The 20719-nt window shown below is 70.4% G+C and carries 17 protein-coding genes; 16 read left to right on the top strand and 1 reads right to left on the bottom strand.

Annotated features, from left to right (window positions below; all coding sequences use genetic code 11):
- Window positions 1–77 precede the first annotated feature (77 nt).
- Genes N869_RS01100 through N869_RS01080 form a run of 5 tightly spaced genes read left to right on the top strand, consistent with a single transcriptional unit; the run spans window position 78 to window position 5089 of the window.
- Window positions 78–1139 carry a LacI family DNA-binding transcriptional regulator gene (locus N869_RS01100; RefSeq protein WP_198025918.1) on the top strand — a complete coding sequence of 354 codons (1062 nt, stop codon included), beginning with the start codon at window positions 78–80 and terminating at the stop codon, window positions 1137–1139.
- 42 nt (window positions 1140–1181) lie between these two features.
- Entirely contained in the window at window positions 1182–1478 is a 297-nt protein-coding gene (gene gatC, locus N869_RS01095) for an Asp-tRNA(Asn)/Glu-tRNA(Gln) amidotransferase subunit GatC (protein ID WP_035056648.1), read from the top strand.
- A complete protein-coding gene (gene gatA, locus N869_RS01090; RefSeq protein ID WP_035056645.1) occupies window positions 1478–3007 on the top strand; it encodes an Asp-tRNA(Asn)/Glu-tRNA(Gln) amidotransferase subunit GatA in 1530 nt (509 codons plus the stop codon). The genes gatC and gatA overlap by 1 nt, the downstream gene beginning before the upstream one ends.
- Window positions 3004–4515, top strand: a complete 1512-nt coding sequence (gene gatB, locus N869_RS01085; protein WP_035056642.1) for an Asp-tRNA(Asn)/Glu-tRNA(Gln) amidotransferase subunit GatB — start codon at window positions 3004–3006, stop codon at window positions 4513–4515. The genes gatA and gatB overlap by 4 nt, the downstream gene beginning before the upstream one ends.
- Before the next feature lie 13 nt (window positions 4516–4528).
- On the top strand, window positions 4529–5089 hold the full coding sequence (locus N869_RS01080; RefSeq protein WP_035056639.1) for a GNAT family N-acetyltransferase: 561 nt from the start codon (window positions 4529–4531) through the stop codon (window positions 5087–5089).
- A 21-nt stretch (window positions 5090–5110) separates the two neighbouring features.
- Here N869_RS01080 and N869_RS01075 read toward each other — a convergent pair whose 3' ends face one another.
- Window positions 5111–6118: a LacI family DNA-binding transcriptional regulator gene (locus N869_RS01075; RefSeq protein ID WP_035056636.1), complete on the bottom strand. Its 1008-nt coding sequence runs from the start codon at window positions 6116–6118 to the stop codon at window positions 5111–5113.
- A gap of 112 nt (window positions 6119–6230) precedes the next feature.
- Here N869_RS01075 and N869_RS01070 point away from each other — a divergent pair, with 112 nt between their 5' ends.
- The 11 genes from N869_RS01070 to N869_RS01020 all read left to right on the top strand — a co-directional run bounded on the left by N869_RS01070 (window position 6231) and on the right by N869_RS01020 (window position 20488).
- Window positions 6231–7544, top strand: a complete 1314-nt coding sequence (locus N869_RS01070; protein ID WP_084136310.1) for an ABC transporter substrate-binding protein — start codon at window positions 6231–6233, stop codon at window positions 7542–7544.
- A gap of 143 nt (window positions 7545–7687) precedes the next feature.
- Window positions 7688–8578, top strand: a complete 891-nt coding sequence (locus N869_RS01065; RefSeq protein WP_232229544.1) for a carbohydrate ABC transporter permease — start codon at window positions 7688–7690, stop codon at window positions 8576–8578.
- A gap of 2 nt (window positions 8579–8580) precedes the next feature.
- Window positions 8581–9429 carry a carbohydrate ABC transporter permease gene (locus N869_RS01060; RefSeq protein ID WP_035056630.1) on the top strand — a complete coding sequence of 283 codons (849 nt, stop codon included), beginning with the start codon at window positions 8581–8583 and terminating at the stop codon, window positions 9427–9429.
- A 108-nt stretch (window positions 9430–9537) separates the two neighbouring features.
- Entirely contained in the window at window positions 9538–11793 is a 2256-nt protein-coding gene (locus N869_RS01055; RefSeq protein ID WP_035056627.1) for a beta-xylosidase/alpha-l-arabinosidase, read from the top strand.
- 147 nt (window positions 11794–11940) lie between these two features.
- On the top strand, window positions 11941–13662 hold the full coding sequence (ilvD, locus tag N869_RS01050) for a dihydroxy-acid dehydratase (protein ID WP_035056624.1): 1722 nt from the start codon (window positions 11941–11943) through the stop codon (window positions 13660–13662).
- 268 nt (window positions 13663–13930) lie between these two features.
- Window positions 13931–15811: an acetolactate synthase large subunit gene (locus N869_RS01045; protein ID WP_035056621.1), complete on the top strand. Its 1881-nt coding sequence runs from the start codon at window positions 13931–13933 to the stop codon at window positions 15809–15811.
- 64 nt (window positions 15812–15875) lie between these two features.
- Window positions 15876–16400 carry an acetolactate synthase small subunit gene (gene ilvN, locus N869_RS01040; protein ID WP_035056618.1) on the top strand — a complete coding sequence of 175 codons (525 nt, stop codon included), beginning with the start codon at window positions 15876–15878 and terminating at the stop codon, window positions 16398–16400.
- Window positions 16401–16460: 60 nt separating this feature from the next.
- On the top strand, window positions 16461–17489 hold the full coding sequence (gene ilvC, locus N869_RS01035; RefSeq protein ID WP_035056615.1) for a ketol-acid reductoisomerase: 1029 nt from the start codon (window positions 16461–16463) through the stop codon (window positions 17487–17489).
- Window positions 17490–17632: 143 nt separating this feature from the next.
- Window positions 17633–18154, top strand: coding sequence for an ASCH domain-containing protein (locus N869_RS01030; protein ID WP_035056612.1), 522 nt, complete (start codon window positions 17633–17635; stop codon window positions 18152–18154).
- Between the two features lie 85 nt (window positions 18155–18239).
- Complete coding sequence (locus tag N869_RS01025) at window positions 18240–19283, top strand: 3-isopropylmalate dehydrogenase (protein ID WP_035056609.1); 1044 nt, start codon at window positions 18240–18242, stop codon at window positions 19281–19283.
- Between the two features lie 86 nt (window positions 19284–19369).
- Window positions 19370–20488 carry a branched-chain amino acid aminotransferase gene (locus N869_RS01020; RefSeq protein WP_035056606.1) on the top strand — a complete coding sequence of 373 codons (1119 nt, stop codon included), beginning with the start codon at window positions 19370–19372 and terminating at the stop codon, window positions 20486–20488.
- Window positions 20489–20719 lie beyond the last annotated feature (231 nt).

The following is a 20719-nucleotide window of genomic DNA, read 5'->3' as shown; positions in this document are numbered from 1 at the left end:
GGAGGGTCAAGGTCGGCGAGGTGTCGCTCCCGGGATGGCCGTGGATCGCGGCGGTACGCTTCGCCGGACGTGGTCCGGTGAGACGGGGGGCCCTGCGGGCCGAGGACGAAGGACGTGGACCGATCAGCAACGAACGAGCGACCATCGCGACGATCGCCGAGGAGGCGGGCGTCTCGGTCCCGACCGTCTCCAAGGTACTCAACGGGCGTGCGGACGTCGCCGAGGCGACCAGGGTCCGCATCGAGGAGCTGATCCAGCACCACGGCTACCGGCGGCGGCGGGTGGCGCCTGCGACGAACGCCCCGATGGTGGACCTGGTGTTCCACCGGCTGGGGAGCCCGTGGGCGATGGAGCTCATCCGGGGGGTGGAGGACGTGGCCCGCGAGGCGGGTGTCGAGGTCGTCCTCTCCGAGGCGGGCGAGGGTCGGATACCCCGGACGGAGTGGCTCGAGAGCGTGCTCAAGCGCCGCCCGCTGGGCGCGATCATGGTGTTCTCGGACCTGGAGGCCTCGCAGCGGCGACAGCTGGAGGCCCGGAACATCCCCTTCGTCGTGGTCGACCCCGTGGGTGAGGAGGTCGACGACGTCCCGTCGATCGGCTCGGCGAACTTCAACGGCGGCATGGTCGCCACCAGGCACCTCCTCGGTCTGGGGCACCGCCGGATCGCGGTGATCGGCAGCGCCCAGGACGTCCCGTGCAGCACGGCGCGGATCGCCGGGTACCGCGCGGCGCTCGAGGCGCACGGGGTGCCCGTCGACCCGCGGTTCATCCGGCACGGGAACTTCTCGGTGGACGGCGGCCACCGGCACGGGCTGGACCTGCTGCAGCTGGCCGACCGGCCGACCGCCATCTTCGCCGGCAGCGACCTGCAGGCCCTGGGGGTCTACAAGGCGGCCAGGGACCTGAGCCTGCACGTGCCGCAGGACGTGTCCGTGGTGGGGTACGACAACATCGACGCCGCGGTCTGGGTGGGGCCCACCCTGACGACGGTCGAGCAGCCCCTGATGGAGATGGCGCAGCAGGCCACCCGGCTGGTCCTCGCGCTGAGCCGGGGCGAGCGCCCGTCGAGCACGCGCATGGACCTGGCGAACACGCTGGTGGTGCGCGAGAGCACCGCCCGGCCGCCGTCCGACGCCTAGCAGGGTCCCTGGCGGGCCGGGGCACCACTAGACTCGGCGACCATGTCCACCATCTCCCGCGAGGAGGTCGCGCGCCTGGCCGGACTGGCGCGCATCGACCTCACCGAGACCGAGCTGGATCGTCTTGCCGGGGAGCTCGACGTGATCGTCGACTCCGTCGCCAAGGTCAGCGAGATCGCGACCGCAGACGTTCCCGCGACCAGCCACCCGTTGCCGCTGACGAACGTGTTCCGCGAGGACGTCACCGGTGAGGTCCTTCCGGTGGCGGATGCGCTGGCGGGGGCTCCGGCCGCCGAGGACGGGCGCTTCGCGGTACCCCAGATCCTCGAGGAGGACTGATGAGCGGCACGGACCTGACCAGGCGCACGGCCGATGAGCTCGCGTCCGCTCTGCGCAGCGGAGAGGTGAGCAGCGTCGAGGTGACGCAGGCGCACCTGGACCGGATCGGGGCGGTCGACGACGCGGTGCACGCGTTCCTCCACGTCAGTGCGGAGGAGGCACTCAGGACCGCGCGCGAGGTCGACGCCCGTCGGGCCGCCGGTGAGGCGGTGCACGAGCTCGCGGGCGTCCCGATCGCGGTCAAGGACGTCGTCGTGACGAAGGGCCTGCCCACCACCGCGGGGTCACGGATCCTGGAGGGGTGGGTACCTCCGTACGACGCGACGCTCGTGGAGCGGCTGCACGCGGCGGGGATGCCGATCCTCGGCAAGACGAACATGGACGAGTTCGCGATGGGCTCCTCGACGGAGCACTCCGGGTACGGGCCGACGCGCAACCCGTGGGACCTGGACCGCATCCCCGGTGGCTCCGGGGGCGGGAGCGCCGCCGCGGTCGCCGCGTACGAGGCGCCGTTGGCGATCGGCACCGACACCGGCGGATCGATCCGTCAGCCTGGCGCGGTCACCGGGACGGTGGGGGTCAAGCCGACCTACGGTGGGGTCTCCCGGTACGGCCTCATCGCTCTGGCCTCGAGCCTGGACCAGGCCGGCCCGGTCACGCGCACCGTGCTGGACTCGGCGCTCCTGCACGAGGTCATCGGCGGTCACGACCCGCGCGACGCGACGTCGTTGTCCGACCCTGCCACCGGCCTGGTCGCCGCGGCGAGGGAGGGAATGACGGGTGACCTGTCGGGTGTGCGTGTCGGCGTGGTCGACGAGCTCGACGGTGAGGGGTACCAGCCGGGGGTGCGTGCCCGGTTCGAGGAGTCGCTGGAGCTGCTCCGCGGCGCGGGTGCCGAGGTCGTGCGCGTCTCCTGCCCGCACGTGGTGTACGCCCTGGCCGCGTACTACCTGATCCTGCCGAGCGAGGCGTCGAGCAACCTGGCGAAGTTCGACGGCATGCGCTTCGGCCTGCGCGTCGAGCCGGACGAGGGCCCGGTCACTGCCGAGCGTGTGATGGCGGCGACCCGGGGCGCCGGGTTCGGTGCCGAGGTCAAGCGCCGCATCATCCTCGGGACGTACGCGCTGTCGGCCGGCTACTACGACGCCTACTACGGTAGCGCGCAGAAGGTCCGCACCCTCATCCAGAGGGACTTCACGGCGGCCTTCGACCAGGTCGACGTCCTGGTCTCGCCGACGGCGCCGACCACGGCGTTCCGGCTGGGTGAGAAGTTGGACGACCCGCTCGCGATGTACCTGAACGACGTGGCGACGATCCCCGCGAACCTGGCCGGGATCCCGGGTATCTCCGTGCCGAACGGGCTGTCGGACGATGGCCTGCCGGTCGGGTTCCAGGTCCTGGCACCGGCGCGCGCGGACGCACGCCTGTACCGGGTCGGTGCGGCGCTGGAGGCGCTGCTGGAGGGGACGTGGGGCTCGCCCCTGCTCGCCCGCGCACCTGAGCTCGTGACCGAGGGGAGCGACCGATGAGCACCATGACCACCCCGCTGGTGGACTACGACGAGGCCGTCGCCCGGTTCGACCCGGTGATCGGCATCGAGGTCCACGTCGAGCTCGGGACCGCCACCAAGATGTTCGACGCGGCCCCGACCGGTTTCGGCGCCGACCCCAACACCCAGGTGACCCCGGTGTCGTTGGGCCTGCCGGGCGCGCTGCCGGCGCTGAACGGCCGTGCGGTCGAGTACGCGATCCGCATCGGCCTGGCGCTGAACTGCGAGATCGCGCCGCTGTGCCGGTTCGCCCGCAAGAACTACTTCTACCCCGACGTCCCCAAGAACTTCCAGACGTCGCAGTACGACGAGCCGATCGCCTTCGACGGCTGGGTCGACGTGGAGCTCGAGGACGGCGAGGTCGTCCGCGTCGAGATCGAACGCGCCCACATGGAGGAGGACGCGGGCAAGAACACCCACGTCGGCGGGTCGACGGGCCGGATCCACGGCGCCGAGTACTCGCTGGTGGACTACAACCGTGCGGGCATCCCGCTGGTCGAGATCGTCACCAGGCCCATCACGGGCGTGGGCGCACGGGCCCCCGAGGTCGCCCGTGCGTACGTCCAGACCCTGCGCGACCTGTTCCGGGCGCTGGACGTCTCGGAGGCACGGATGGAGCGCGGGAACGTGCGCGCCGACGTCAACGTGTCGTTGCGGGCCACCCCCGACGCGCCCCTGGGCACCCGGACCGAGACCAAGAACGTCAACAGCTTCCGCTCGGTCGAGCGGGCGGTGCGGTACGAGGTCTCCCGTCAGGCCGCGGTCCTGGACGACGGCCGGTCCGTGGTCCAGGAGACGCGTCACTGGCACGAGGACACGGGCGTGACCACCGCGGGTCGGGTCAAGTCCGACGCCGAGGACTACCGGTACTTCCCTGAGCCCGACCTGGTGCCGGTGGCCCCGAGCCGGGAGTGGGTGGAGGAGATCCGCGCCACCCTGCCCGAGATGCCCGCTGCGCGGCGGCGCCGTCTGCAGGGGGAGTGGGGGTACGCCGACGCCGAGATGCGGGACGTGGTCAACGCCGGCGCTGTGGAGCTCATCGAGGCCACCATCGCCGCGGGGGCGGCGCCCGCCGCGGCCCGCAAGTGGTGGATGGGCGAGCTCGCGCGCGCGGCGAAGGACCGCGCGGTCGAGCTCGCCGAGCTGCCCGTGACCCCGTCGCAGATCGCCGGGCTCCAGGCTCTGGTGGACTCCGGCAGGGTGAACGACAAGCTGGCACGTCAGGTGCTCGCCGGGGTGCTGGCCGGTGAGGGGACACCCGAGGAGGTCGTGACCGCACGGGGCCTGGAGGTCGTCTCGGACGACGGCGCCCTCCTGGCGGCGGTGGACGAGGCGCTCGCGGCGCAGCCCGATGTCGTGGCGAAGATCCGTGGCGGGAACCTGGGGCCGGTGGGCGCGATCATCGGTGCGGTGATGAAGGCGACCCGCGGCCAGGCGGACGCCGGCCGTGTCCGTGAGCTCGTCCTGGAGCGTGTGCAGGACGCCTGAGGGAGGAACGCGCATGTGGCTGGAGCCGTTGCAGGGGGAGCTGGTCACGCTCCGGCCGGTGGCCCCCGGGGACGTCGAGGCGATGTGGGAGATGCTCAGCGACCCCGAAGGGCGCCGTCAGACCGGTGACCTGCGGGAGCGTTCGCGCGAGGACGTGGAGCGGTGGTGCGCCGAGGTCGCCGGCCGCACCGACCGCGTCGACCTTGCGATCACGCACGGCTCCGACGAGTACCTGGGCGAGATAGTCCTGGAGGACATCGACCGGGAACACCGGCGCGCGCGGATGCGGTTGGCACTGCGGCCGGGCCAACGGGGTCGGGGCTTCGGCGGGGAGGCCATCGAGCTGGTCCTCGCGTACGGTTTCGCCCCGCTGCCGGCGGGCCTGGGACTGCACCGGGTGGCCCTGGAGGTCCTGAGCGTCAACCCGCGGGCACGGATGCTGTACGAGAGCCTGGGGTTCCTGGTCGAGGGGCGTCAGCGTGAGAGCCACCGGGACGGGGAGTTCTGGTGCGACTCACTGCTGATGGGGATCCTGGAGGACGACTACCGGGCGACGCACGTCGCGACGGGGTGAGCCTCTGCGGGCCTGACGCGGTCAGCAGCGCGGTGGGCCGCAGGAGTCCCGTTCGACGAGCTCGGTGGGCAGGCACAGGTGCGGCTCACGCTCCTTGCCGTCGATGAGGTCGATCAGCATCCGCATGGCCTCGGCGCCCATCTGCTGCAGTGGCTGTCGGATGGTGGTCAGCGGTGGCCTGCTCATCGTCGACTCCGGCACGTTGTCGAAGCCGATGACCGAGAGGTCCTGCGGGATGCGGAAGCCGAGCGTCTGGGCGATCTCCATGACCCGGATCGCGGAGAGGTCGTTGGCAGCGAACACCGCGGTGGGCGGCTGCGCCAGGGTGAGGAGCTCGCGGGCCGGACGGTCGGACGTCCCGGGCCGGTACCCGCCGACCCGGACGAGGTCGTCGTCCACAGGGATCCCGGCCGCACCCATGGCTTGGCGGTAGCCCTCCTCGCGCAACCGCGCCGACTCCAGATCAGGTCGGCCTCCGAGAAGCGCGATGCGCTTGTGGCCGAGGTTGATGAGGTGCTCGGTGGCGGTCACGGCGCCGGCGAGGTTGTCGGAGTCGACCGTCGGGAGGCCGGAGGGCCCCGTGTGCGGGTCGACCGCCACCACGGGTATCCCGAACTGCACATCCACGACCGTGGGTGTCACCAGGATCGCTCCGTCGATCAGCGTGCCGCTCAGTCGTGACAGGTACCGACGTTCCCACCCGACGTCCTCCCCGGCTCGGCCGCCTCCGGAGTAGGCGAGCAGCTCATAGCCTGTTCCGGTCACGCCTGTGGAGGTACCTTTGAGGAGTTCGGTGCTGTAGGGCTCAAACTCCGCCACGAGGATGCCGATGACATGGGTGCGGTGTGACCGCAGGCTGCGGGCGACGAGGCTCGACTCGTACCCGAGCTGCTCGATGACCGCACGCACCCGCGACGAGGTCGCCGCGGCGACGCCGTACCGGCCGTTGATGACCTTGGAGACGGTCGCCACGGACACGCCTGCCGTCCTGGCGACGTCGCCGATGGTCACTCTTCCGAGCGGGTGCACACCGCAACAGTACCGTGTCGATATCGTTATCGATAACGATTGACACGCTTCTCGGTCGGCTGCGAAGGTACGGACGTCCGAGTGTCAACGACGACTGAGGGGACCCCCCATCATGAAGAGAACTCGTGCAGGCTCAGCGATTGCGCTGGGTCTGAGCGTGGCGCTGCTCGCCGCCTGTGGTGGCAACGGCGACCCGGAGGAGACGACTCCTGCGGGCGACGGTAACGGCGACTCGCCCGACCAGGTCACCATCACGTGGTGGCACAACAACAACAACGACCCCGGCCTGGGCCTCTTCCAGGACGCTGCCGACCAGTTCATGGCGGACAACCCGCACGTGACGATCGACGTCAGCGCCCTCCAGAACGAGGACCTGCGCACCCGTCTGACGGTGGCGCTCCAGTCCAACGACCCGCCCGACCTGTTCCAGCAGTGGGGCGGCGGCGAGATGCAGGAGCAGGTCGAGGCCGGCCTGCTCATGGACCTCACCGACGAGATCCCGGACGCGATCCAGGGTGTCGGCGAGGGCAACGTCGCCGGGTGGACCACGCCCGAGGGCCGCGTCTACGGCATCCCCTACACCGTCGGTGTCGTGGGCTTCTGGTACAACCAGGCGCACTTCGAGCAGATCGGTGCTGACATCCCCGAGACGGTCGACGACCTGCTCGAGATCAGCGAGCAGCTCAAGGCTGAGGGCATCGACCCGATCGCGGTGGGTGTCGGCGACGGCTGGCCGTCGGCGTTCTACTACAACTACTTCGTCGTGCGTAACTGCGACAGCAGCATCATCGACGCTGCCGCCCCTCCGACCTACGACTTCTCGGACGGGTGCTGGCTCGAGGCTGCCGAGCAGCTGCAGGCGTTCATCGACGCTGAGCCGTTCAACGAGGGCTTCCTCGGCACCGCGGCCCAGCAGGGTGCGGCCAGCTCCGCCGGTCTCGTCGCCAACGGCAACGCGACCATGGAGCTCATGGGCCAGTGGAACGCCGGCGTGATGCGCGGCCTCACCGAGGACGAGCAGGGTCTGGGTGACGACCTCGGTTGGTTCCCGTTCCCGGCCGTCGCGGGTGGTGCCGGTAGCGCCGACGCCTCCGTCGGTGGTGGCGACGCATTCTCCTGCTCGAGCCAGGCTCCGCGTGAGTGCGCCGAGTTCCTCGGCTACCTCGCGAGCCTCGAGCAGCAGACCGCCTACGCGGAGATCGGTGAGGTCCCCGTGACCGCCGGTGCCGAGGAGGCCGTCGAGGACCCGATCATGCAGACGATCATCGAGGCGCGTGACAACTCGGAGTTCGTCCAGCTGTACCTCGACGTCTACCTTGGCCCGAACGTCGGTGGGGCTCTGAACGACGCAGTCGCCCTGCTCTTCGCGGGCTCGATCGACCCTGAGGGTCTGGTCGCCGAGGTCCGGGCAGCAGCAGAGCAGTGAGTAACCGAGCTCTAGGCGACCAGTCCGGGCGTAGCGCACGGACGTCGACGAAGAGCTCGGGCGACACGGTGGTCGCCGGCCGCGCACACGCGCGGTCGGCGACCACCGCTGACCGGCGGCCCCGCCGCCGGTCAGGCTCGGGCTTGGGCCGGCGCGGGGAGATCGCCTTCTTCCTCACCCCCGCGATCCTGCTCTACGTCGTCTTCGTCATCTACCCCATCACCCGCGCAGGCCAGTACTCGTTCTACCGGTGGAACGGCCTGCAGGACCTCACCGACTTCATCGGGTTCCAGAACTACCGCGAAGCGATCACCAACTCGGTGTTCCAGGGCGCCCTGATGAACAACCTGACGATCATCATCGCTTCGTTGGTCGTCCAGCTCCCGATCGGTCTGGGCATCGCGCTCCTGCTGAACCGGAAGCTCAAGGGCCGTGGAGCCCTGCGCACGATCATCTTCATCCCCTACGTGCTGGCCGAGGTCGTGGCCGGTGTGATGTGGACGCTCATCCTGACCCCGAGGGGTGCGGCGAACGCCACGTTGCAGAACCTCGGCCTGGAGAACCTGCAGCAGCTCTGGCTGGCTGATCCCGACATCGCGCTCTGGACCCTCTTCGGCGTCCTGACGTGGAAGTACGTCGGCTTCGCGATCATCCTGTTCCTCGCCGGCCTGCAGGGCGTCCCTGAGGAGCTGCACGAGGCGGCTGCCCTCGACGGCGCGTCCTGGTGGCAGATCCAGCGCCGCATCGTCATCCCGATGATCGGCCCGACGATCCGCATCTGGGCGTTCCTGTCGATGATCGGATCGATCCAGCTGTTCGACCTGGTGTGGATCATGACCGGCGGTGGCCCCGCGAACTCGACCCAGACGATGGCGACCTACCTCATCGGCCAGGGCTTCGAGCGATTCCGCTTCGGTTACGGCAGCGCGGTCGCGGTGATCATGTTCTCGTTCTCGCTCATCCTCGCGCTCTTCTACCAGCGGTTCGTGCTGGCCCGTGACGTGCAGGACCCGGTGTCCGGAAGGAAGGGCTGATCATGAGTAACCTCGAGCTCGCCGGTCGGCGCCGGTTCAACTTCAGCCAGCCCTTCGTGTACTTCGTGGCGCTCGCGCTCATCGGCATCACGCTGGGCCCGGTCATCTACATCGTCCTTGGTGGCTTCCGTTCCACCGGTGCGCTGGCCGCCAACCCTGCGGGTCTTCCCGACCCGTGGATCTTCACCAACTACGCGAACGTGCTCACCTCGAGCTCGTTCTGGCAGCAGGTGTTCAACTCGACCGTGATCGCACTGATCACGACGGCGATCGTCGTGATCTTCGGTGTGATGGCGGCATTCGCCCTGGCGCGGTACCAGTTCAAGGGCCGGGAAGGTCTTTTCACCTTCTTCGTCCTCGGCCTGCTGTTCCCCGTCACGGTCGCGATCCTTCCGCTGTTCATCCTGACCAGGGACCTCGGGCTCACCGAGAGCCCACTCGGTGTGGCGCTTCCGCAGGCAGCGTTCGGGCTCCCGATGACGATCGTCATCCTGCGCCCGTTCCTGCGGGCCCTGCCCACCGAGCTGGAGGACGCGGCGCTCATCGACGGGACCACCCGTCTGGGCTTCTTCTTCCGGATCGCCCTGCCGCTGTCGGGTCCCGGCCTGGTGACGGTCGGAGTGCTGGCCTTCATCGGGTCGTGGAACGCCTATCTGCTGCCGTTGCTGCTGCTCAGTCGTCCCGAGAACTTCACGCTCCCCCTGGGTGTGGCGACGTTCTCCACGCAGTACACGCAGGACACCGCGGCCGTGCTGGCCTTCACGTCGCTCTCCATGATCCCGGCGTTGGTGTTCTTCCTGCTGATGCAGCGCTACATCGTGAACGGGCTGACGGGTGCGGTGAAGGGCTGAGCCCTCACCTCCACGTCAGCCGGACCAAGGACCAAGGGAGTTCGTTCAGTGTCGGATCTACAGCCGCCCGTGCCTGCGGCCGCCACCGCAGGGAAGGACGGTTCGGACGTGGTGTCCGAGCGTGTCCAGGGCCTCCTCGAGCGCATGTCGCTGGAGGAGAAGCTCGCCCAGATCGTCGGCTTCTGGGTCGACGAGGGGGGTGACGTCGTGGCCCCCATGCAGGGGGAGATGGCGTCCTCCGCCAAGCTCGAGGACGCCACCCGCCACGGCCTGGGTCACTTCACCCGGGTCTACGGCACACGTCCGGTCGACCCGATCGAACGAGCCCAGTGGCTCTGGGAGGCCCAGCGCACGCTGGTGAACCAGCCAGGCCCGGGCATCCCGGCCCTTGTTCACGAGGAGTGCCTCACCGGGCTCGCCGCGTGGAAGGCCGCCACGTTCCCCACGCCCCTGGCGTGGGGGGCGGCCTTCCACCCCGAGCTCGTGGAAGAGATGGGCGTGGCCATCGGTGAGTCGATGCGCACACTCGGCATCCACCAGGGTCTCGCCCCTGTCCTGGACGTCATCCGTGACGCCAGGTGGGGGCGGGTCGAGGAGTGCATCGCCGAGGACCCGTACGTGGTGGGCACCATCGCCACGGCGTACGTCCGCGGGCTGCAGAGCACCGGCGTCCACGCCACGCTCAAGCACTTCGTCGGCTACTCCAACTCCCGTGCCGGCCGTAACCTCGCGCCGGTGCACGCAGGTCCCCGCGAGGTGGCCGACGTGCTTCTCCCGCCGTTCGAGATGGCGGTGCTGGACGGCAAGGTCCGTTCGGTCATGCACTCCTACTCCGAGATCGACGGGATCCCGGTCGCGGCCGACCGTCGCCTGCTCACCGACCTGCTGCGTGGGACGTGGGGCTTCGACGGGACCGTCGTCGCCGACTACTTCGGTGTCGCGTTCCTCCAGGCGCTGCACGGCGTGGCGGGTGACCTCGGTGAGGCTGCAGGCAAGGCGCTCGAGGCCGGTGTCGACATCGAGCTCCCGACGGGCAACGCCTACCTTGAGCCCCTGGCGGAGAAGATCCGTGCCGGTCTGGTCGACGAGGCCCTCGTGGACCTCGCCTGCACCCGGGCGCTGCAGCAGAAGGAAGAGCTCGGACTGCTCGACGAGACCTTCGAGAGCGAGCCGCCCACGAGCGTCGACCTCGACTCGCCCGAGCACCGCCGCATCGCGCTCCAGCTCGCCGAGGAGTCGGTCGTGCTGCTCGCCAACGACGGGGTCCTGCCCCTCACCTCCCCGGCCAAGGTCGCGGTCATCGGGCCCAACGCCGACCGCTCCGAGGCGCTCTTCGGCTGCTACTCGTTCGCGAACCACGTGCTCGCGCACCACGCGGACGTCGAGATGGGCTTCGAGGCGCCCAGCGTCCTCAGCGCGCTGCGCGAGGAGCTCTCAGGTGCCGACATCACCTTCACGCAAGGCTGTGAGGTCGAGGGTGAGGACACCTCCGGGTTCGACGCGGCCGTCGCCGCGGCGTCCGCCGCGGACGTGGCCATCGTCGTCGCAGGGGACCAGGCGGGCCTGTTCGGCCGCGGCACCTCCGGCGAGGGCAACGACGCGGACAGCCTCGAGCTGCCCGGCGTCCAGCGTCAGCTGGTCGAGGCCGTCCAGGCCACCGGGACGCCTGTCGTCCTGGTCCTGCTGACCGGTCGGCCGTACGCGGTCGACTGGGCCTTCGAGAAGGGCGCCGTCGTCCAGGGCTTCTTCCCCGGCGAAGAAGGTGGCGCCGCGGTCGCGGGCATCCTGTCCGGTCGGGTCAACCCCTCCGGTCGCCTGCCCATCACCTTGCCCCGCTCGGCGGGTGCCCAGCCCTACTCCTACCTGCACCCCCAGCTCGGTGGTTCCAGCCAGGTCAGCAGCCTTCCCACCGAGCCCGTCCTCGCGTTCGGGCACGGGTTGTCGTACACGACCTTCACCCACACGGGCCTCACGGTTGCTGACGAGGTCGCCGCGGGCGACACCTTCACCGCGACGGTCACCGTCAGCAACACCGGCGACCGTGACGGCGAGGACGTCGTCCAGTTGTACGCACGTGACGTCGTCGGTTCCGTCACCCGGCCCGTCGCCCAGCTCCTGGGTTACCAGCGCGTCCGCCTCGCCGCGGGCGAGACGGCCACCGTGACCTTCACGGTGCCCACCACGCGTCTGGCGTTCTCCGACCGTGACATGGTCAAGATCGTCGAGCCGGGTGCGGTCGAGCTGTGGGTCGGTCCCTCGGTCGCGACCAAGGAGACCGAGGCGGCCCTCACCCTCACCGGTGACGTCCACCGTGTCTCCCTCGACGACAACCGGTGGGTCACCACCACGGTCGAGCGCGACTGACGTCGTCAGCCGGACACGAAGGGCGCCACCCCCGGGTGGCGCCCTTCGTCGTCCCCGTGCCTGGGCCTGTGCGTGGTGCGGACGTCAGTAACGTCCGCACTACGACCCGGCGCCGCCCGTGCCTGCGCCGAGACCTAGACTCAGGCCATGAGCACCGCGAGCCCGTCGCGTCCCGACGGCACCGTCGACATCAAGCCCCGCAGCCGCCAGGTCACCGACGGGCTCGAGAGCACCGCCGCCCGAGGCATGCTCCGCGCCGTCGGCCTCGGCGACGAGGACTTCGCCAAGCCCCAGATCGGTGTGGCGAGCTCCTGGAACGAGATCACCCCGTGCAACCTGTCCCTCGACCGCCTCGCCAAGGCAGTCAAGAACGGGGTGCACGCCGGCGGGGGGTACCCGTTGGAGTTCGGGACGATCTCCGTCTCCGACGGGATCTCCATGGGCCACGAGGGGATGCACTTCTCGCTCGTCTCCCGCGACATCATCGCCGACAGCGTCGAGACCGTCATGCAGGCCGAGCGGCTCGACGGCTCGGTCCTGCTCGCAGGGTGCGACAAGTCGCTGCCCGGCATGCTCATGGCCGCTGCGCGTCTGGACCTGGCCTCGGTGTTCCTCTACGCGGGGTCCATCGCCCCCGGTTTCGTCACGCTCTCCGACGGGACCGAGAAGGAGGTCACCATCATCGACGCGTTCGAGGCCGTCGGCGCCTGCTCACGCGGCCTCATGAGCCGCGAGGACGTCGACCGCATCGAACGGGCCATCTGCCCCGGCGAGGGGGCGTGCGGAGGCATGTACACGGCCAACACCATGGCGTCCGTCGCCGAGGCGATGGGCATGTCCCTGCCGGGTTCCGCGGCCCCGCCCTCGGCCGACCGGCGGCGGGACTCGTTCGCCGTCCGCTCCGGTGAGGCCGTGGTCGAGATGCTGCGTCGTGGGATCACCGCACGGCAGATCATGACCCGCGAGGCGTTCGAGAACGCGATCGCCGTCGTCATGGCCTTCGGCGGGTCGACCAACGCGGTTCTGCACCTGCTTGCCATCGCCCACGAGGCCGAGGTCGAGCTCACCCTCGACGACTTCTCGCGCGTCGCCGCGAAGGTGCCGCACCTGGGCGACCTCAAGCCGTTCGGTCGCTACGTCATGAACGACGTCGACCGCATCGGGGGAGTGCCCGTGGTCATGAAGGCTCTCCTCGACGCCGGGCTCCTGCACGGCGACTGCCTGACCGTGACCGGCAGGACCGTCGCCGAGAACCTCGCGGACGTCGCGCCCCCCGACCCGGACGGGAAGATCCTGCGGGCACTGGACAACCCCATCCACCGCACCGGTGGCATCACCATCCTCAGCGGTTCGCTGGCACCCGAGGGTGCGGTCGTCAAGAGCGCCGGCTTCGACGCCGACGTCTTCGAGGGCACCGCGCGCGTGTTCGAGCGTGAGCGTGCCGCCCTCGACGCCCTGGAGGACGGCACCATCCGTGCGGGGGACGTCGTCGTCATCCGGTACGAAGGCCCCAAGGGCGGGCCGGGCATGCGTGAGATGCTGGCCATCACCGGTGCCATCAAGGGCGCCGGGCTCGGCAAGGACGTCCTGCTCCTCACCGACGGGCGCTTCTCCGGCGGGACCACGGGCTTGTGCGTGGGGCACGTCGCCCCCGAGGCCGTGGATGCCGGTCCCATCGCGTTCGTCCGGGACGGGGACCGGATCCGGCTCGACGTCGCCAACGGCACCCTCGACCTGCTCGTCGACGAGTCCGAGCTCGCTTCGCGGCGGGTCGGTTGGGAGCCCCTCGCCCCGCGCTACACCCGGGGCGTCCTCGCCAAGTACGCCAAGCTCGTGCAGTCGGCCAGCACCGGCGCTGTCCTGACCTGACAGGAGAGGCCGGCGCGAGCGCACCGCGCCGCGCCGGCCTCTCACCTGGTGGACCCGTAATCCACCAGGTGAGACGCATCGTCTGGTGCGTGACAAGGTGCCCACGGGGGCGTAGGCTCGCGTACGTGCAGACGATCCTCGTAGTAGTTACCTAGGCGCCGTTCGGTACCAGCCCAGGTCTCGTCCGCGCGCCACCCCTCGCACAGCCTTCGGGCCGAGGGGTTTTTTTGTGCCAGCACCACCCCCGCCGAGCCACAGGAGAGCAACGATGGTCCAGGGGCCCCACCCGACGCCACCGGCGACGACCGGTCGCGCGTCGAACGACCGCACCGCACCCAGGCCCACGGCCGTGACTCCGGCGGACGTCGTCCGGCCGGTCGTCTCGGGCCAGGGTGAGCAGATGACGGGTGCCCAGTCGATCGTCCGGTCCCTGGAGTCGGCCGGTGTCGAGCACGTCTTCGGCATCCCCGGCGGTGCGATCCTGCCGACGTACGACCCGCTGATGGACTCCACGAAGCTCCGGCACATCCTCGTGCGGCACGAGCAGGGGGCGGGGCACGCGGCGTCGGGGTACGCGTACACCAGCGGCAAGGTCGGGGTGTGCATGGCGACGTCGGGGCCGGGCGCCACCAACCTGGTGACGCCCATCGCCGACGCCAACATGGACTCGGTGCCGATGGTGGCGATCACCGGCCAGGTGGGTGCACCGATGATCGGCACGGACGCGTTCCAGGAGGCCGACATCGTCGGCATCACGCTTCCGATCACCAAGCACAACTTCCTGGTGACGGACCCCGCGGAGATCCCGCGGGCCATCGCGCAGGCGTTCCACATCGCCCGGACGGGTCGCCCCGGTCCCGTGCTGGTGGACATCGCCAAGACCGCGATGCAGGCCGCCACGACGTTCCGCTGGCCCACGGAGATGGACCTGCCCGGCTACCACCCGGTGGTCAAGCCGCACGCGAAGCAGATCCGTGAGGCGGCGCGTCTGCTCGCCACCGCCCGACGGCCCGTCCTGTACGTGGGCGGTGGGGCGATCCGCTCGGGGGCGTCGGCCGAGCTGCGCCGCCTCGTGGACGCCTCCGGTGCGCCGGCGGTGACCACGCTGATGGCGAGGGGCGCGCTGCCCGACTCCCACCCGCAGCACCTGGGCATGCCGGGCATGCACGGTACGGTCCCGGCCGTCGCCGCCCTGCAGAAGGCCGACCTGATCGTGGCGCTCGGGGCCCGGTTCGACGACCGGGTGACCGGCAAGCTGTCGTCGTTCGCGCCGCACGCGACCGTGGTCCACGCCGACATCGACCCGGCCGAGATCGGCAAGAACCGCCGCGTCGACGTGCCGATCGTGGGTGACCTCAAGGAGGTCATCGGCGACCTGCTCCCCGAGCTGGAGCGCGAGCACGCCCAGCACGGCAAGCCCGACCTCGAGGGCTGGTGGCGTCAGATCGACGACTGGCGCGAGACGTTCCCGCTGGGCTTCACCGAGCCCGACGACGGCCACCTGGCGCCCCAGCACGTCATCCAGCGTCTCGGGGAGCTCGCGGGTCCGGAGGCCGTGTACGCCTCGGGTGTGGGCCAGCACCAGATGTGGGCCGCGCAGTTCATCCGGTACGAGCGCCCGAACGCCTGGCTGAACTCCGGGGGACTCGGCACCATGGGGTACTCGGTGCCCGCTGCGATGGGCGCGAAGGTGGGCGACCCGTCGCGCACGGTGTGGGCGATCGACGGCGACGGCTGCTTCCAGATGACCAACCAGGAGCTCGCGACCTGTGCGATCAACGACATCCCGATCAAGGTGGCGGTGATCAACAACTCGTCCCTGGGCATGGTCCGGCAGTGGCAGACCCTGTTCTACGAGTCCCGGTACTCCAACACCGACCTGCACACCGGGCACGGCACGCGTCGCATCCCGGACTTCGTGAAGCTCGCGGACGCCTATGGGTGCGTGGGCCTGCGCTGCGAGACGACGGCCGACGTGGACGCCACGATCAAGCGGGCCATGGAGATCGACGACCAGCCGGTCGTGGTGGACTTCACGGTCTCCCGCGACGCGATGGTGTGGCCGATGGTCGCTGCCGGGGTCAGCAACGACGAGATCCAGTACGCCCGCGGCATCAGCCCTGCCTGGGACCGTGAGGAGCAGCAGTGACGACCGAGACGGGCCCCATCGCCGCCGACGGGCGCGCGGCGTCGACCACGGAAGAAGGAGCAGCATGAGCAGGCACACGCTGTCGGTCCTCGTCGAGAACAAGCCGGGCGTCCTGACACGGGTCGCGGGCCTCTTCGCCCGGCGCTCGTTCAACATCCACTCGTTGGCGGTCGGCCCCACCGAGCACCCGGAGATCTCCCGGATCACCGTGGTCGTGGACGTGGACGAGCTGCCGCTGGAGCAGGTGACCAAGCAGCTGAACAAGCTCATCAACGTCATCAAGATCGTCGAGCTCGAGCCGGATGCGTCCGTGCAGCGCGAGCTGCTGCTGGTCAAGGTCCGTGCGGACCTGTCGATCCGGTCCCACGTGCTGGAGGTCGTCGAGCTGTTCCGGGCGCGGGTCGTCGACGTCGTGCCCGAGGCCGTGACGATCGAGGCGACGGGCGGTCCGGGCAAGCTGGACGCGCTGCTCGCCGCGCTCGAGCCGTTCGGCATCCGTGAGATCGTCCAGTCCGGCACGGTCGCGATCGGCCGTGGCGGGCGGTCCATCACCGACCGCGCGCTCGAGCGTGTGAGCCGCTCCGCCTGACCCCCGGGCGTGAGCCCGACCAAGTCCTCTTCATCACCGACGAACCAAGGAGACACCCAAGTGGCTGAGCTGTTCTACGACGACGACGCCGACCTGTCCATCATCGCCGGCCGCAAGGTCGCCGTCATCGGCTACGGCAGCCAGGGGCACGCGCACGCGCTCAACCTGCGCGACTCGGGCGTCGACGTGCGCGTGGGCCTGCGTGAAGGCAGCGCCTCGCGCGCCAAGGCCGAGGAGCAGGGCCTGGCCGTCGCGACCGTCGCCGACGCGGTCCGCGAGGCCGACGTGGTCGTCATCCTCGCCCCGGACCAGGTGCAGCGGCACGTGTACCGGGACGAGATCGCCCCGAACCTGCGTGAGGGCGCGACGTTGGTGTTCGGCCACGGCTTCAACATCCGCTTCGGCTACATCAAGCCCGAGCAGGGCGTGGACGTCGTCATGGTCGCCCCCAAGGGCCCCGGGCACCTGGTGCGCCGCGAGTACGAGGCCGGCCGTGGCGTGCCCGTGATCGTGGCTGTCGAGCAGGACGCGTCGGGCAAGGCGTGGGACCTGGCCAAGTCGTACGCCCGGGCGATCGGTGGCCTGCGTGCCGGTGGCATCAAGACGACCTTCACCGAGGAGACCGAGACGGACCTGTTCGGCGAGCAGGCCGTCCTGTGCGGTGGCGCGTCCCAGCTGGTCCAGTACGGCTTCGAGGTCCTGACCGAGGCCGGCTACCAGCCGGAGGTCGCGTACTTCGAGGTGCTGCACGAGCTGAAGCTCATCGTGGACCTCATGGTCGAGGGCGGCATCGCGAAGCAGCGGTGGAGCGTCTCCGACACCGCCGAGTACGGCGACTACGTGTCGGGCCCGCGCGTCATCTCCCCTGAGGTGAAGGAGAACATGAAGGCGGTTCTCGGGGACATCCAGAACGGCGCGTTCGCCAAGCGGTTCATCGACGACCAGGACGCCGGTGGCACCGAGTTCGCCGAGCTGCGCGCCAAGGGCGAGCAGCACCCGATCGAGGCGACGGGCCGCGAGCTGCGCAAGATGTTCTCGTGGATCAAGCCGTCGGACTCCGACTACGTCGAGGGCAGCGCCGCGCGCTGACCGGCAGCAACCGCTCACACCCGTGAGCGACGACCAGGAGGGCCCGTGCACGAGGTGCACGGGCCCTCGTGGCGCGTGCCGACACGAGATCTCCCGGGGGAGTCGACCTTCGTGCCAGGGTGCAGACCTGCGAGGATGAGCGGATGAGCGACGCGAGTGTGACAGGGGCCGAGGAGCACGCTGCTGACGAGCAGGAGATCCTGAGGTTCTGGGAGCTGGCCCGCAAGAACTCCGGCGTGGGGGTGCTGTCGGTCTACCTGGGCACGGACGCCCTGGCCGTCGTCCCGCCGGCGGCATGGGCGTTCGGTGACGAGCCCGAAGCCGCCGACGCCGCGGTCGACGCCGTCCTGGCGGGGGAGCGGACCGCGGTCTCGACACCCCTCGCTGCGCTCGAGGGCGTCGACGAGCGCGCCCCTGAGGTGGACGACCTCTCGATCGTGCTCGACGGGAAGGGGAACCCCCGGGCGTTGATCCGGACCACGGAGGTCCGTTCGGTCCACTTCTCCCAGGTGGACGAGGAGCACGCACGGCGTGAGGGCGAGAGCTCCGTCGACGCCTGGCGCGAGGCCCAGCAGGACCAGCTGCGCGCCGCCGGGGCGCCCGGCGAGTCGCCGGACGCCGACCCCGTCATGGTGCTCGAACGCTTCGAGGTGCTGTACCCCTGAGAGCGCTGACGGCCACGGATCTCCCGGGTGTCCAGAGGTCAAGATGGCGGTCCCGCCTGCTGGGACGCGCAGTACCATCCTGAGCATGTCGCGCAACGTGAAGCTGGCCGTCGTCGCCGGAGACGGCATCGGGACCGAGGTCGTCGAGCAGGGTCTGCGGGCCCTGGAGACCGCCGTCGCCGGCTCCGGGGTGGAGATCACCACCACCGAGCTGGACCTCGGTGCCCGCCGCTGGCACGCCACGGGCGAGACCCTGACCGACCAGGACCTCGCGACCGTGCGGGAGCACGACGCGATCCTGCTGGGTGCCATCGGCGACCCGGGCGTTCCCTCGGGAGTGCTCGAGCGGGGCCTGCTGCTGCGTCTGCGCTTCGAGCTGGACCACTACGTCAACCTGCGCCCGGCCCGCCTGTTCCCCGGGGTGCGGTCCCCGCTCGCCGACCCGGGCGAGGTGGACTTCGTCGTCGTGCGTGAAGGCACCGAAGGCCCGTACGTCGGCAACGGCGGTGCCATCCGTGTGGGCACCCCCCACGAGGTCGCGAACGAGGTCAGCGTGAACACGGCCTTCGGTGTCGAGCGCGTGGTCCGTGACGCGTTCGCCCGTGCCGCCGCCCGCCCGCGCAAGCACCTGACCCTCGTGCACAAGCACAACGTGCTGGTTCACGCCGGTCACCTGTGGCGACGCACCGTCGAGGCCGTCAACGCCGAGTTCCCCGACGTCACCACCGACTACCTGCACGTGGACGCCGCCACCATCTTCATGACCACCAACCCGTCGCGGTTCGACGTCATCGTCACCGACAACCTGTTCGGCGACATCCTGACCGACCAGGCCGCCGCCATCACCGGCGGCATCGGCCTCGCGGCCTCGGGGAACATCAACCCCGACCGCACCAGCCCGTCGATGTTCGAGCCTGTGCACGGCTCGGCGCCGGACATCGCCGGGCAGGGCAAGGCCGACCCCACGGCCACCGTCCTGAGCGTCAGCATGCTCCTGGAGCACCTCGGGCTGACCGAGGCCGCGGCCAAGGTCGAGGCCGCTGTCGCGGCGGACCTCGCCGAGCGGGGGGACCGAGTACGGTCGACGGCCGAGGTGGGTTCGGACCTCGCCGCGCGCATCGCCGGCTGAGCCGCCCGTATCCCGTCGGCCGTCACCACCGGTACCGTCAGACCGACGTCAACGTCGGTCGCCGCCTGGTGAAAGGACCCACGGACATGAGCACCACCGCACCACCCAGTACCGCGACCACGTTCCACCACCACCCCAACCCGGACGCACGCTCGGACGAGGAACGTGAGCGCCTCGTCGCCGCGCCCGCGTTCGGGACCGTGTTCACCGACCACATGGCCCGGGTCACCTGGACCGCCGGCGCGGGGTGGGCCGACCACAGGGTCGTCCCGTACGGGCCGCTGAGCCTGGACCCCGCGGCGGCCGTCCTGCACTACGGGCAGGAGGTCTTCGAGGGGCTCAAGGCCTACCGGCACGCCGACGGGTCGGTCTGGACCTTCCGGCCGGAGGCCAACGCCACGCGGTTCGCCGCCAGCGCGCACCGCCTGGCCCTGCCCCAGCTCCCGGTCGAGGACTTCCTCACCTCGATCGAGACGCTTGTGGCCGTCGACTCCGCGTGGGTGCCCGGCGGTGACGAGACGAGCCTGTACCTGCGGCCCTTCATGTTCGCCTCCGAGACGTTCCTGGGGGTGCGACCCACCCGGGAGGCCGAGTACGTGCTGATCGCGTCACCGGTGGGCCCGTACTTCCCCGGCGGGGTCAAGCCCGTGTCGATCTGGGTGGTGCGTGACTTCCACCGTGCCGGGCCGGGTGGCACCGGGTACGCCAAGTGCGGGGGCAACTACGCCGCCAGCCTCCTGCCCCAGCAGCAGGCCCAGGCCCACGGCTGCGACCAGGTGTGCTTCCTGGACGCGGCGACCGGCACCGAGCTCGAGGAGCTGGGTGGCATGAACGTGTTCGTCGTCGCAGCCGACGGCTCGGTCAGCACCCCGGCCCTGACCGGGTCGATCCTGGAGGGCGTCACCCGCGACTCCGTCCTGACGCTGCTGCGCGAGGCGGGTCGTGAGGTCACCGAGCGCGGCATCACGCTCGCGGAGGTCCGTGACGGACTTGTCTCGGGCGCGGTGGCCGAGGTGTTCGCGTGCGGGACGGCGGCCGTGGTCACCCCGATCGGCAGGCTCGCCAGCGACGACTTCGACCTGCCTGTCGGCGACGGCGGCACCGGGCCCGTCACCGCGGCGGTGCGGGCCCAGCTGACCGACATCCAGTACGGGCGCGCCCAGGACCACCACGGGTGGATGCACCGGCTGCTCCCGCCCAGGTGAGCCACGACGTCGGGTGAACCGCACGCATCGCAGGGGCCGCACGGCCCGGGTCGCTTCTCACGCCCCGGGCCGTGTGGCACACTACCCGTGTGACCGAACTCACCCTCATCATCGTGTAGCGCGTCCGGACGCCAGACCGGACGCGCAGACCTCCCGAACCCGGGGGGTCTTTTTGTTGGTCGGAGCAGCGACCCTGCCCCCACCGGCACGCACGGGCGGTGCCACCCGCAC

The sequence above is a fragment of the Cellulomonas bogoriensis 69B4 = DSM 16987 genome, assembly GCF_000767165.1.
In the GTDB taxonomy this organism is placed as follows: domain Bacteria; phylum Actinomycetota; class Actinomycetes; order Actinomycetales; family Cellulomonadaceae; genus Actinotalea; species Actinotalea bogoriensis.
This window is presented reverse-complemented; position numbering and strand designations above follow the sequence as displayed.

Excerpts from the sequence above, each read along its gene's own strand:
- gatA (WP_035056645.1), top strand. The coding sequence starts at position 1,478 with ATGAGCGGCACGGACCTGACCAGGCGCACGGCCGATGAGCTCGCGTCC.
- N869_RS01030 (WP_035056612.1), top strand. The coding sequence starts at position 17,633 with ATGAGCGACGCGAGTGTGACAGGGGCCGAGGAGCACGCTGCTGACGAG.
- N869_RS01080 (WP_035056639.1), top strand. The coding sequence starts at position 4,529 with ATGTGGCTGGAGCCGTTGCAGGGGGAGCTGGTCACGCTCCGGCCGGTG.
- gatC (WP_035056648.1), top strand. The coding sequence starts at position 1,182 with ATGTCCACCATCTCCCGCGAGGAGGTCGCGCGCCTGGCCGGACTGGCG.
- ilvD (WP_035056624.1), top strand. The coding sequence starts at position 11,941 with ATGAGCACCGCGAGCCCGTCGCGTCCCGACGGCACCGTCGACATCAAG.
- N869_RS01070 (WP_084136310.1), top strand. The coding sequence starts at position 6,231 with ATGAAGAGAACTCGTGCAGGCTCAGCGATTGCGCTGGGTCTGAGCGTG.
- N869_RS01045 (WP_035056621.1), top strand. The coding sequence starts at position 13,931 with ATGGTCCAGGGGCCCCACCCGACGCCACCGGCGACGACCGGTCGCGCG.
- gatB (WP_035056642.1), top strand. The coding sequence starts at position 3,004 with ATGAGCACCATGACCACCCCGCTGGTGGACTACGACGAGGCCGTCGCC.
- ilvN (WP_035056618.1), top strand. The coding sequence starts at position 15,876 with ATGAGCAGGCACACGCTGTCGGTCCTCGTCGAGAACAAGCCGGGCGTC.
- N869_RS01025 (WP_035056609.1), top strand. The coding sequence starts at position 18,240 with ATGTCGCGCAACGTGAAGCTGGCCGTCGTCGCCGGAGACGGCATCGGG.
- N869_RS01060 (WP_035056630.1), top strand. The coding sequence starts at position 8,581 with ATGAGTAACCTCGAGCTCGCCGGTCGGCGCCGGTTCAACTTCAGCCAG.
- N869_RS01020 (WP_035056606.1), top strand. The coding sequence starts at position 19,370 with ATGAGCACCACCGCACCACCCAGTACCGCGACCACGTTCCACCACCAC.